The following is a 12,006-nucleotide window of genomic DNA, read 5'->3' as shown; positions in this document are numbered from 1 at the left end:
ACGAACCGCTACTGCATCCAAGAAACCAAAAAGCAAACACGCACACAACACAGGCACTGGACGCCACTTACCAAAGATCAACGCAGCTAGCGCCATATAGCCTTTACCTGCACTCATATCTTTTAAGAAACCCGCATTATGTGCGGTGGATAAATACGCCCCTGCGATGCCACATAGCACCCCACAGATAATCACTGCACGATAGCGCACCAACGCAACAGAAATACCGGCAGTATCTACAGCGTGAGGGTTTTCACCTACGGCACGTAAACGTAAACCAAAGCGCGTTTTGAACACCACCCAGTATGTCGCAGGCACAAAAGCAAATGCTAAATACACTAGAATGTTATGACCGCTTAATAGCTCCGAGTAGATTAAACCAATCACAGGCACATCGGCGACCTGCTCGGCAAAAGGCAATGTAATCGGAGTAAAGCGCGCATCACCTGTTAAAGCGGGCGTTTGGCCACCTTGACTAAACCAATCCAACCCCAGTGTAACCGTCAACCCTGCGACAATGGTATTGATCGCTACCCCCGACACAATATGATCGCCACGATGAGTAATACAAGCAAAGCCATGAATCAAAGCAAGGCAAACTGATGCACCGATGGCAAACAGCAGACCTATCCAAGCTGAACCAAATACAGCTGCCGCTGCCGCTGCCGCAAACGCGCCACCGAGCATCTTACCTTCAAGACCAATATCCACGATTCCTGAGCGCTCAGAGAACAAACCCGCTAATGCGGCTAAAATCAATGGTGTCGATACACGTAACGTCGCATCGAGAATCAGTATTAATGTTTCAAACATACCGCGCTCCTATGCTGCCGCTCGTCTTAAAAAGAAACCTTCAATCCTGCCTTTAAACATGTTCTCCAGTGCACCAGAAAACAGAATAACAAGACCTTGAATCACTACCACAATTTCAGGGGTAATGGTCGGGATTTCAAAAGCCAGCTCTGCGCCGCCTTGGTACAAAGCCCCAAATAGCATCGCCGCCAAAATAATGCCTACCGGATGATTACGCCCCATCAATGCTACCGCAATACCAGCAAAACCATATCCCGCCGTAAAGTTAAGCAGCAAGTTATGGTTCACACCCATAATTTCGTTCACACCAACCAAACCGGCAAAGCCGCCAGAGATTAGCATGACCCAAATAGTCACTTTCGCGTTATCTATACCTGCGTACTGAGCCGCAGTTGGGTTTGTACCCACAGTACGTAACTGATACCCCCAGCGAGTGTGCCAAACTAGTCCCCAATACAACACACAGCATAGAAGTGCCAATATAAACGCCATATTCAATGGCGAGTCCCCAATATCCAAACCAAATGGCGAAAACAAGTCGTGCATATACGGAAGCCATGCGCTTTCTTCAAAAGTACGACTGATAGGAGACATCACCCCTTCTGCTTTTAACCAGTTCACCATTAGATATACCATCAATGATGATGCGATGAAGTTAAACATAATGGTTGTAATAACGATGTGACTGCCGCGACGAGCCTGAAGATAAGCCGGAATATAGGCCCATGCCGCACCAAACAACGCCCCACCAATAATCGCTAACGGCGCAATCACAATTAAAGGCAATGAACTGTCAAACCATAAACACAACAAGCCTACACCCAAACCACCAATGTAAGCCTGCCCTTCTCCACCAATGTTAAAAAGCCCCGCTTTAAAGGCAATCGATACTGCTAAGCCCGTAAAAATAAGGTTCGTGGCGTAATAAAGCGTGTAACCAATACCTTCATCATACCCAAAGGCACCATAGATCAAGTAACCGGCCGCTTCGATTGGATCTTCACCAATGGCTAGGAACACAAGACCGGAAACAAAAAATGCTAGCAAGATGTTCAGCAGCGGAATCAATCCAACACTGACCCACGCAGGGACTTTCGCTTGGCTCATTCCGGCGCTCCTTGCTCTTCATTCCATGCATTGGCCATCATCAGACCCAACGTACGCTCATCCGCTTCACTTGCATCGACTTGACCCACAATAGCCCCATCAAACATCACAATAATTCGATCACTTAATGCCATAATTTCATCTAACTCGACTGAGACCAGTAAGATCGCTTTACCAGCGTCCCGCAATTTAACTATCTGTTCATGAATATTTTCAATTGCACCAATATCCACACCACGAGTCGGCTGGCCGATAAGCAGCACCTCAGGGTTTTGCTCTACTTCTCGAGCAATAACGATTTTTTGCTGATTACCACCAGAGAAGTTCGCCGTTTTCAAATGCGGATTAGGAGGTCGAACATCCCATGCGGCCATTCTTTCATTACACTCATCCAACATAGCTTTGCGGTCCATTAGGATAGCGCCATTGTAATCGGATGAGTCATGGTAACCGAGTACTGCGGCTTCATAAGCTTCAAAACCCGTTACCAATCCCATTTTGTGTCGATCTTCCGGCACGTGCGCCATCTTAAGATCACGCATTTGCGCGGCGGTCTTCGCTGCATTCGCTGTGATCGTCTGTCCTGCGAACTGAATCTCGCCTGATGCCATCGGCGTAATCCCAGACAGAACATTCAATAATTCACTCTGACCGTTACCGGATACACCTGCTATACCGAGAATCTCGCCCGCCTTGAGCTCAAGAGACACTTTCTTCAATCGTTCGACGCCCTGACCATCAAAAAACGATAACTCTTTAGCCGTTAGCACGGCTTGTTGCGGCTGAGCCTCATCTTTATTGACCTTAAGACGGACTTTTTTTCCGACCATCAATTCAGCCAACTCTTCCTTGTCAGTTGTTGCTGTTTCACGATGCGCTACCATTTCACCTTGCCGCATCACAGACACATTATCTGTCGACGCAAGGATCTCGCGCAGTTTGTGCGTAATCAGTAGAACGGTGACACCTTGTTCGGTCAAAGATTTTAAAATTCGAAATAAGTGATCAGCCTCTTGCGGCGTCAACACCCCGGTTGGCTCATCAAGAATTAGAATTTTCGCGCCACGGTACAGCGCTTTTAATATTTCAACACGCTGCTGCAAGCCTACAGGCAAGTTCTCAACGACCGCATCCACATCAATATCTAAGCTGTATTCCTGTTCTAAGCGCTTCAACTCTTTGCGCGCCGCACTAATACCTTGATTCAAGACCGCGCCACCTTCAGCGCCCAAGATGACATTCTCCAATACGGTAAAATTTTCAACCAACATAAAGTGCTGGTGAACCATACCTATACCTACTTTAATGGCATCTTGAGAATTGCGAATATCGACCTGCTGCCCGTCAATAGAGATCGTACCCGAGTCTGCTTCATAGAAACCGTAGATGATGCTCATCAAGGTAGACTTGCCTGCACCGTTTTCACCAATAATGCCGTGAATCGTGCCTGCGGGTACCTGCAAACCAATATCTTTATTGGCCTGTACGGCACCGAATCGTTTCGAGATCCCTTCTAACTCAATCGCGTATGGATGTGTTTGATCACTCATATTTTGTTCTATGCAAAGTTCCAAGCAAAAAAAAGCAGCTGCTCACCACTAAAAATAGTGAACAGCTGCTTCTCTAGCGATTAATAATTACAAGTGCTATCAGACATATAGTCATGTACGCTGATCTCACCACTGATGATTTTCGCTTTTACGTCGTCCATCTTCGCTTTCATATCGGCTGTGATTAGGTCTTTATTGTAGTCATCCTGCGCCCAAGAAACGCCACCATCAGACAACCCAAGTACTTCTAACCCAGGCTTCCAAGTACCGGTATTCGCTTCTTCAAACACCTTGTATGCAGCCGCATCAACACGCTTAACCATAGACGTTAGCATTGTGCCCGGTTGGATATGATTCTGGTTTGAGTCCACGCCAATCGCCAGTTTACCTTCATCTTTAGCGGCTTGGTAAACACCGATACCGGTACCACCCGCAGCCGCAAACACAACATCCGCACCTTTAGAGAATTGACTCTTCGCCAATTCAGAGCCTTTTGTTGGATCGTTAAATGCCGCACCTGTTGACCCCGTCATATTCTGAATAACGGTTGCATTAGGCGTCACAAACTTGACACCTTGTTCGTAGCCACAGCCAAACTTACGGATCAGTGGAATATCCATGCCCCCTACAAAACCCACCGTATCGGTTTTAGACGCCATGGCGGCTAATGCACCAACAAGGAATGACCCTTCATGCTCTTTAAAAACAATCGACTGTACATTTGGCAGGTCAATCACGGCATCAATAATGGTAAATTCCACATCAGGGAAATCTTGTGCGACCTTGGTTACCGCTGACATCATAGTGAAGCCCACTGCGACAATTGGACTGTAACCACGTTTCGCTAAACGTCGGAGATTCTGCTCGACCTGAGCTTCGTTCTTAGGCTCAGACTCACGAATTTTAATGCCAGTATCTTCCGTAAACTTGATAATGCCGTTATATACACCTTCGTTAAACGACTTATCAAACTTGCCAGCCTGATCGTAAACGACAGCTGGCTTAATATCCGCAGCATAGGCTGATGATGCTGCAATGGCTAATGCGGTAGCCGACGCAAGAAAGACACCTTTCATTAATGATTCCCCTTTGAATGCTTCTCGATTCCAACTTAAAAGAGATAAAGCTGGCTAATCGGTCAAAAATAAACTGATTATTGTTTGAGCGCAATGCCAGCGTGCACATTTGCACCATTATTGCTGTTGAATTTATGTCTGGTTGGATCCACCATTCATAAAATGTAGACGGTTTTTAAAGCGTTTGCCGCTTAAAATAACAGCAAAACGCACAATCACCTCTGGCAATGCGCGCAGTACACAGTACTACGCTGCCCCTGACGAATCTCCGTTAAAGGCAATTTACACACAGTACACGGCAAATCCGCACGACCATAGACTTTAAGTTCCTGTTTAAAGTAGCCTGGTTTTCCTTCACCGCTAACAAAGTCTTTCAAGGTGGTACCACCTTGCTCAATCGCTGCCGCTAACACCTGTTTGATGCATTCCACAAACAGCGCTAGGCGTTTCTTACTGATGTTACCGGCCGCTCGTGTCGGACGAATACCCGCCATAAACAAGGCCTCATTAGCGTAGATGTTTCCCACTCCGACCACGACCTTACTGTCCATGATGAATTGCTTAATCGCCTGCTTTCGCCCTTTCGCTCTTTCATGAAGATAATCCACACTGAACGCCTCCGTCAGAGGCTCGGGACCAAGATGAGAAATTAGCTCATGAGCATACCAATCACCGTCACTCCACAGCATAGCGCCAAAGCGACGCGGGTCGGTATAACGCAACACTTTGTTCAGCCCGACAAAATGAATGTCCACATGATCGTGAAACATGGGCGGGGTATCGGGTTCGACAAAGTACAGGCTTCCTGACATGCCTAAATGAATAATTAGGGTGCCCACAGCGGTATGCACACCAATGTATTTTCCACGACGTGTTACACCTTGAACAGTTTGGCCTGGCAACAATGCACTTACCGCTTCAGGAATCGGCCAACGCAGCTTGGGTTGGCGGATTTCAATGCGCGCAACGGTTTGCTGAAGGATATGCGGCGCAATGCCATTTTTGGTGGTTTCAACTTCGGGTAATTCCGGCATAAATTCCTCAAATCCACAATGGTTAGCTTATTTAAGATACAAAAAAACCGGCACAAGGCCGGTTTTTTTGTTAACAAAGCAGCAAAATTATTTAATTTTTGCTTCTTTGTACATCACATGCTTACGAACAACAGGATCGTACTTTTTCATCTCCAATTTTTCTGGAGTGTTACGTTTGTTCTTGTCAGTCGTGTAGAAGTGACCAGTACCTGCAGAAGATACCATGCGAATTAGATCGCGAGCGCCTTTAGAAGCCATGATTCAGATTCCTTATACTTTTTCGCCACGAGCACGCATTTCAGTCAAAACTGAATCGATGCCTTTTTTATCGATAATACGCATGCCTTTAGAAGATACACGTAGACGTACGTAGCGGTTTTCACCTTCGACCCAAAAACGGTGCCAATGAAGGTTAGGAAGGAAGCGACGCTTTGTGTGACGCTTTGAGTGAGAAACGTTGTTACCTGTAACAGGACGCTTCCCAGTAACTTGACAGACGCGAGACATAATTTAATTACCTTATGCTATCCGAAAATTATTGGAAGTTGATACTTCCTCAGGCGGAGCGTGGGTCACTCTGGAACTTCTTCTGAGAAGAAGACACTGGGGCCACAAAATCCCGTACCGAGGATATAGCGGCGCGAATTCTCCCACAGTCCCCTGCAAACAGCAAACGATTTGTTAAAAAATTGATCAATATTCACAGCTCAGTAGACTTTTTCGCTTCCAGAGTAAGAAGGTCAACCCAGAAATAAAACAAGTCATTATGGACGATAGAATGACATTGGAAATGATGTACAGATCGTAGGCTTCTTCCACCTTTAACTTGATTGCCATGGACAATATAAAAGTCGAGGAAGAACTACCTATACTCCCCTTTCGTTCAGAGAATATTAGCTAACACCGAAATGATTGCTTGCGTCAGCTCTTGATGAATATCAGATCGACTGCGCTGACCACCATCGTCACATAAGGCATCCGTTTCTTTAACTGCTTTTAAAAACGCTGCAGCACCTTCCCTGCATTCAGGTAAAAAACTGAAATGTACCGCATCATGGACGTATGTCAGAGAACTATTTGGGGCAAGCTCTGCGAGTGTATCGGCTTTGACAGATACAGGCACTTTTGCTGGATCCCCTAAATTGATAAACGATAAAGGAGCATTTATGTGTTTTAAACTAGTGTGGTCAAATGCCTGAGCTAAGCTCGGATCAATTAGCACCGCCGCCCTAGCTCTTGGGTCGATATTAGACTGCTCAAACATAGCTCGATCCGTCTCATACAAGTCAAAACGTTCGACACTTACCTTTTTTTGGTTGATGTAGGCCACACCTGAGGCAAACCAATGGCAGTCAGCCATACTTGGGTAACGCTCACAATATTGAGCATAATCCTCTAAGCTAGCCGTTGCACCGACCAGTTCCATCGCGGCAGCACCACCTAAAGAGAACCCCAATACACCGATACGCTTTTCATCAACATATTCTCGCCATGTAGAATGAGTTGTCAAAAAATCAATCAGAGTCGAAAGATCATCGGTGCGTTGCCATATCTTGGGCGTATCTTCTGGTGTCGAATCTCCTGTCGTTGTCTTTGGGTGATTAGGGCCTGCAACAACATACCCAGCACGCGCTAATTCTGTAGCGATCCACGCCATCCCTTTCACTGATGAACCAGAACCATGAGACAATAAGACTAACGGAAAAGAGCCTTTTACAGCGGGCGCATCACGCCAAGCAGGCACCCCTTCAAATACTTTACTAGCACCTACTTCTTTTAAAATTCCACCTTGCTTTGCCGGATACCAAACATCCACTGACAAATGCTGATCACGCATCTTAGAAAACACCTGAAACGTTTGCACCCCCACCAACGCCTCACTTTTTTCTTCGGCGTATAGAGGCGCAGCCAACATGCCTTGCACCCAAATACAAATTAGCAAAACACCATATAATTTCATAATAAACCCACCCATCTCATTCAGTAAGTGAAGCGTCTATTATTGGAAGGCGATCATTTAAAGCGCCCTAAAACAGGTTTTAGGACGTTCTAAAACAGGATCTGGGAGAATTTGTCTTATAAGTGCCCCCGTTCTGCTAAAGACAAGGGTCGTGAATCGCCCACAATAAAATGATCCAGTAAGCGCACATCAATGAGATCCAATGCTTTGCGAATGCGCTCGGTAATATTGATATCCGCTTGGCTGGGCTCGGACACACCTGATGGATGATTATGAGCCAAGATCACCGCGGCGGCATTATGGGTTAATGCGGCTTTAACGACTTCACGCGGGTAAACGGCCGCGCTATCGATGGTGCCCATAAACAACTCTTGGTAGCGAATTAGCCGATGTTGTGAGTCTAAAAACAACACGGCAAAAATCTCTCGCTGGGAGTGGCGTAGTTGCGTGGCAAGGTAAGTACGCACCGCTTCGGCGCTGTTGAAGATGGTATCGCGGGTCAGTTGTTCCTGTAGATGTCGCTTGGACATTTCCAGCACGGCTTGTAGCTGGGTATATTTGGCATCGCCCAAACCGAAGCCTTGGCAAAATTCGTCGCGTGTGGCGGATAATAACGCTCGTAACCCACCAAACTGATGCAATACCCGTCGTGCCAACTCTACCGCACTGACACCTTGAGTGCCGGTACGTAAGAAGATCGCCAACAGCTCAGCATCACTGAGCATATGGGCGCCTTGCTGTATTAATTTTTCTCGCGGCCGTTCGGCTTCTGGCCATTGCTTGATACTCATAAACACCTCCTTGTGGTACGCTTTACCAAACTCAATACCGTGCACTGGCGACATCCTGTCGCATAGGAACATCACGGTAAAATCGACTAATTTGTAATCAGAAGCTTATTATGTCCAGTCTTTTAAATAAACAGATTTTAGTGGGAATTACCGGTGGCATTGCGGCCTATAAAACCATTGAACTGATCCGCCTATTAACCAAAGCCGGCGCAGACGTACAAGTTGTACTAACAGAAGGCGCTAAAGCCTTTGTGACAGAAATGACCTTACAAGCTGTCTCTGGGCATCCTGTCCGCAGTAGTTTACTCGACCCGGCGGCAGAACTCGGTATGGGACATATTGAACTAGCAAAATGGGCGGATGCGATTTTAGTGGCCCCGGCCTCGGCGGACTTTATGGCGCGCTACAGCCAGGGTATGGCAAATGACCTACTCACCACGCTTTGTCTTGCTAGCGAGGCGCCCGTGATCCTTGCTCCAGCCATGAATCAAGCGATGTGGAAACACCCTGCCACACAAGCCAACCTTAAAACACTTCAAAGTCGTGGTGTAGACATGATTGGACCGGCTTCCGGTGCTCAAGCCTGTGGTGATGTCGGTGTAGGTCGCATGGAAGAACCTGACGATATTTTTCAATCGCTGAAGTTTATTTTAATGCCTACGCAGCAAGACTTAACTGGCCAACATTGGGTTATTACGGCCGGTCCAACCATGGAAGCCATCGACCCCGTGCGTTACATCAGTAATCACAGCTCAGGTAAGATGGGCTACGCGCTCGCCGAAGCCGCCAAAGTACGTGGCGCAACGGTTACACTCGTGAGTGGTCCAGTCAATCTACCTGCCCCTAGCGGTGTGCATCTGGTTGCCATAAAAAGCGCCGACGATATGCTTACTGCGTGTCGTGCTGCCATGACGTCGCCAGCAGATGTCTTTATCGGCGCCGCCGCCGTAGCGGATTTTCGCATGAAAGACGTTGCCACACAGAAAATGAAGAAGACTGGTGACAGCGATGAAATGCAGCTGACATTAGTTAAAAACCCAGATGTGATCGCCACGTTAAGCCAAGAAAAAGCCGCAAAATGCATGGTTGGCTTTGCCGCTGAAACACAAGATGTAATCGCTTACGCAAAAAGCAAGCTAGAGCGAAAAGGTCTGGACCTCATCATCGCCAACGATGTATCACGCACAGATATTGGTTTTAACAATGATGAAAACCAAGTTACCGTGTTATCCAAAGACCACCAATGGACACCGCCGAAAGAAGCGAAATCCGCCCTCGCCGTCGAGCTTGTCGAACTGATCACGCAACACCAATCCCAAATGTCATGAGTTAACCGATGAAACAACCTATTCAACTAAAAATCTTAAATCCTAAAATCGGCACAGAGCTGCCATTACCAAGTTATGCCACAGAAGGCTCTGCAGGATTAGACTTACGTGCCTGCCTTGACGAAGCCATTGTGCTGGCGCCAGGCCAAACCACATTGCTTCCGACAGGCCTTGCGATTTATATTGAAGATCAAAATCTAGCAGCGACGATTTTGCCGCGCTCCGGCCTTGGTCACAAACACGGTATCGTCTTAGGCAACTTAGTCGGTCTAATTGACTCCGATTACCAAGGCGAATTAATGGTGTCATGCTGGAACCGTGGTCAAACGACCTTCACTATTGAACCAGGTGAACGTGTTGCTCAGCTTGTGCTGTTGCCGGTGGTTCAGGCTGAATTCAACATCGTTGAAGAGTTTGAAGCAACCGATCGCGGCACGGGTGGTTTTGGCTCTACCGGAACCAAGTAACTCTCCGCTCCTGATTAATTTAGGTGAGTAAAACTCACCTAAATTAGCTCTCTTTTTGAACTGCCTCACGCTTCTTGCCTTTGGTAAATAAAGATCTCTTCTTTTGGTCAATTTTGCGTCAACTTTCATCATTTATAACTAGAGAGTCGACGCAGTTCACGTTATTATTTTGAGACATAAGTGGTCGCTTACACTCGCTGTAATGATTCTGCTACATGCTTCAAGTAGACTCCAGCGAACAACGCTTTGCGTCACTTCACTCTCTTCTTTGACTCAGTCAAAAGAGCTCTTTAAATAACAATAGGAGTGTTCCCATCGTGGCTTACACACGAGAATCTGCATTAGATGTTGCTCAGGTATTGAGCGAGTCGCTACCCTACATTCAGCGCTTTGCTGGCAAAACGCTGGTCATAAAATATGGCGGCAACGCCATGACTGACGAAGCGCTTCAAGCAGGGTTTGCACGCGATATCGTGTTAATGAAAGCCATTGGCATCAACCCAATTGTGGTGCATGGTGGCGGTCCGCAGATTGGCGAGATGCTAGCCAAGCTCAGTATCGAATCTAAATTCATCAATGGCATGCGTGTGACTGACACCGCGACCATGGACGTGGTGGAAATGGTGTTGGGTGGTCAGGTAAACAAAGACATCGTCAACATGATTACTCGTGCTGGCGGTAAAGCCATTGGCTTAACGGGTAAAGACAGCGGATTTATTAAAGCGAAAAAGCTGTTTGTAAAACATCAAGCAGAAGGCATGAGCGCACCAGAACAAGTAGACATTGGTCATGTCGGTGAAGTGGCAAGCATTGATACAAGTGTTCTAAAAGTCTTAGAAAACAGTGACCTGATCCCTGTTATCGCACCTATTGGTATTGATGAAGAAGGCAATGCCTACAATATCAATGCGGATTTAGTGGCGGGTAAAGTTGCAGAAGCGGTCAATGCTGAAAAGTTAATGCTACTGACCAATATTTCTGGAGTACAAGACAAGCAAGGTAACGTACTAACAGGCCTTAGCACGATGCAGGTCGACAATCTGATTGCGGACGGTACGATTTATGGCGGCATGCTACCAAAGATCAGCTGTGCCCTTTCTGCTGTAAATGCCGGTGTCACGAGTGCGCACATTATTGATGGTCGCGTACCACACGCTACGCTACTAGAGATCTTTACGGATACGGGCGTAGGGACCTTGATCACGAATCAAAACCAAAACGCTTAACTCGCAAACAACATAATTTTAAAAGCGATAGGCAACATTGATATGACCACAAAAAAAAGCGATCGACGCACGGAAATATTACAAGCTCTGGCGGCCATGCTGGAAAGTAGCCCTGGAGCACGTATCACTACTGCTGCTTTAGCAAAAGAAGTGGGCGTCTCTGAGGCGGCTCTCTATCGTCACTTCCCCAGCAAAGCGAAGATGTTTGAAGGGTTGATCGAGTTTATCGAAGAAACACTTTTCACTCGTATCCACCGCATCGTTCAAGAAGAAAGCGATGTACTGGTACGATTAGAGATGATTTTGAAGTTGACACTCGGATTCGCAGAGCAAAATCCTGGGATGTGCCGCTTACTAACTGCGGATGCGCTCGCAGGAGAAACAGAGCGACTACGGGTTCGAATCGCCCAATTGTTTGATCGTATCGAAACACAGTTGCGTCAGGTGTTACGTGAGTCTGAGTTGAAACAAGCCATGCGGCCTGCCATGGGAAGCAACGCTTGTGCGAATTACCTACTGGCATTATTGGAAGGGAAAATTCGTCAATACGTACGTACTGAGTTTAAAACAAAGCCAACTCAGGCCTGGCAGGAACAATGGCAAGTTATTGCCCCAAGCTTAATGATTGATCACGACTAAGCGTGATCAATCATT

At 46.8% G+C, this 12,006-nt stretch carries 13 protein-coding genes (1 of these 13 running past the window's edge); 4 read left to right on the top strand and 9 right to left on the bottom strand.

Features of this window, described 5'->3' with window-relative positions; all coding sequences use genetic code 11:
- From ACPUEK_RS05045 to radC, 9 genes are all read right to left on the bottom strand, one after another.
- A protein-coding gene (locus tag ACPUEK_RS05045; RefSeq protein WP_067033024.1) for an ABC transporter permease crosses the window boundary here: on the bottom strand, positions 1–813 show its 5' portion. It extends 156 nt beyond the left edge of the window; only the first 813 of its 969 coding nucleotides appear in the window; the start codon lies at positions 811–813; its stop codon lies beyond the left edge, outside the window.
- Positions 814–822: 9 nt separating this feature from the next.
- A complete protein-coding gene (locus ACPUEK_RS05040; RefSeq protein ID WP_417507526.1) occupies positions 823–1,920 on the bottom strand; it encodes an ABC transporter permease in 1,098 nt (365 codons plus the stop codon).
- Positions 1,917–3,470, bottom strand: a complete 1,554-nt coding sequence (locus tag ACPUEK_RS05035; protein ID WP_067220930.1) for an ABC transporter ATP-binding protein — start codon at positions 3,468–3,470, stop codon at positions 1,917–1,919. The genes ACPUEK_RS05040 and ACPUEK_RS05035 overlap by 4 nt, the downstream gene beginning before the upstream one ends.
- 80 nt (positions 3,471–3,550) lie before the next feature.
- The gene (locus ACPUEK_RS05030; protein ID WP_067220935.1) at positions 3,551–4,546 is read right to left on the bottom strand and encodes a BMP family lipoprotein; all 996 of its coding nucleotides are present in this window, start codon (positions 4,544–4,546) and stop codon (positions 3,551–3,553) included.
- 215 nt (positions 4,547–4,761) lie between these two features.
- Positions 4,762–5,580: a bifunctional DNA-formamidopyrimidine glycosylase/DNA-(apurinic or apyrimidinic site) lyase gene (gene mutM, locus ACPUEK_RS05025; protein WP_425642535.1), complete on the bottom strand. Its 819-nt coding sequence runs from the start codon at positions 5,578–5,580 to the stop codon at positions 4,762–4,764.
- An 87-nt stretch (positions 5,581–5,667) separates the two neighbouring features.
- Positions 5,668–5,838, bottom strand: coding sequence for a 50S ribosomal protein L33 (gene rpmG / locus ACPUEK_RS05020; protein WP_417507522.1), 171 nt, complete (start codon positions 5,836–5,838; stop codon positions 5,668–5,670).
- 12 nt (positions 5,839–5,850) lie between these two features.
- Entirely contained in the window at positions 5,851–6,087 is a 237-nt protein-coding gene (rpmB, locus tag ACPUEK_RS05015) for a 50S ribosomal protein L28 (RefSeq protein WP_067033002.1), read from the bottom strand.
- A gap of 376 nt (positions 6,088–6,463) precedes the next feature.
- Positions 6,464–7,540, bottom strand: coding sequence for an alpha/beta hydrolase family protein (locus ACPUEK_RS05010; protein ID WP_425642534.1), 1,077 nt, complete (start codon positions 7,538–7,540; stop codon positions 6,464–6,466).
- A gap of 116 nt (positions 7,541–7,656) precedes the next feature.
- Positions 7,657–8,331 (bottom strand): RadC family protein, encoded by a 675-nt coding sequence (radC, locus tag ACPUEK_RS05005; RefSeq protein ID WP_067220941.1) that lies wholly within the window; start codon positions 8,329–8,331, stop codon positions 7,657–7,659.
- 110 nt (positions 8,332–8,441) lie between these two features.
- Between radC and coaBC the strand changes: the two genes are divergently transcribed.
- The 4 genes from coaBC to slmA all read left to right on the top strand — a co-directional run bounded on the left by coaBC (position 8,442) and on the right by slmA (position 11,991).
- On the top strand, positions 8,442–9,659 hold the full coding sequence (gene coaBC / locus ACPUEK_RS05000; protein ID WP_425642533.1) for a bifunctional phosphopantothenoylcysteine decarboxylase/phosphopantothenate--cysteine ligase CoaBC: 1,218 nt from the start codon (positions 8,442–8,444) through the stop codon (positions 9,657–9,659).
- 8 nt (positions 9,660–9,667) lie between these two features.
- Positions 9,668–10,126 carry a dUTP diphosphatase gene (gene dut, locus ACPUEK_RS04995; protein WP_067220950.1) on the top strand — a complete coding sequence of 153 codons (459 nt, stop codon included), beginning with the start codon at positions 9,668–9,670 and terminating at the stop codon, positions 10,124–10,126.
- Between the two features lie 317 nt (positions 10,127–10,443).
- A complete protein-coding gene (argB, locus tag ACPUEK_RS04990; protein ID WP_067220955.1) occupies positions 10,444–11,352 on the top strand; it encodes an acetylglutamate kinase in 909 nt (302 codons plus the stop codon).
- 42 nt (positions 11,353–11,394) lie between these two features.
- Positions 11,395–11,991 (top strand): nucleoid occlusion factor SlmA, encoded by a 597-nt coding sequence (slmA, locus tag ACPUEK_RS04985; protein WP_067220960.1) that lies wholly within the window; start codon positions 11,395–11,397, stop codon positions 11,989–11,991.
- Positions 11,992–12,006 lie beyond the last annotated feature (15 nt).

Source organism: Marinomonas gallaica (genome assembly GCF_049821165.1).
In the GTDB taxonomy this organism is placed as follows: Bacteria; Pseudomonadota; Gammaproteobacteria; order Pseudomonadales; family Marinomonadaceae; genus Marinomonas; species Marinomonas gallaica.
The sequence above is the reverse complement of the archived record's forward strand: the minus strand, read 5'-3'. Positions and strand labels throughout refer to the sequence as shown.

Bases quoted from the DNA above. Each gene is read 5' to 3' on its own strand.
- ACPUEK_RS05040 (WP_417507526.1), bottom strand. From the start codon at position 1,920: ATGAGCCAAGCGAAAGTCCCTGCGTGGGTCAGTGTTGGATTGATTCCG.
- ACPUEK_RS05035 (WP_067220930.1), bottom strand. From the start codon at position 3,470: ATGAGTGATCAAACACATCCATACGCGATTGAGTTAGAAGGGATCTCG.
- ACPUEK_RS05030 (WP_067220935.1), bottom strand. From the start codon at position 4,546: ATGAAAGGTGTCTTTCTTGCGTCGGCTACCGCATTAGCCATTGCAGCA.
- mutM (WP_425642535.1), bottom strand. From the start codon at position 5,580: ATGCCGGAATTACCCGAAGTTGAAACCACCAAAAATGGCATTGCGCCG.
- rpmG (WP_417507522.1), bottom strand. From the start codon at position 5,838: ATGGCTTCTAAAGGCGCTCGCGATCTAATTCGCATGGTATCTTCTGCA.
- rpmB (WP_067033002.1), bottom strand. From the start codon at position 6,087: ATGTCTCGCGTCTGTCAAGTTACTGGGAAGCGTCCTGTTACAGGTAAC.
- ACPUEK_RS05010 (WP_425642534.1), bottom strand. From the start codon at position 7,540: ATGAAATTATATGGTGTTTTGCTAATTTGTATTTGGGTGCAAGGCATG.
- radC (WP_067220941.1), bottom strand. From the start codon at position 8,331: ATGAGTATCAAGCAATGGCCAGAAGCCGAACGGCCGCGAGAAAAATTA.
- coaBC (WP_425642533.1), top strand. From the start codon at position 8,442: ATGTCCAGTCTTTTAAATAAACAGATTTTAGTGGGAATTACCGGTGGC.
- dut (WP_067220950.1), top strand. From the start codon at position 9,668: ATGAAACAACCTATTCAACTAAAAATCTTAAATCCTAAAATCGGCACA.
- slmA (WP_067220960.1), top strand. From the start codon at position 11,395: ATGACCACAAAAAAAAGCGATCGACGCACGGAAATATTACAAGCTCTG.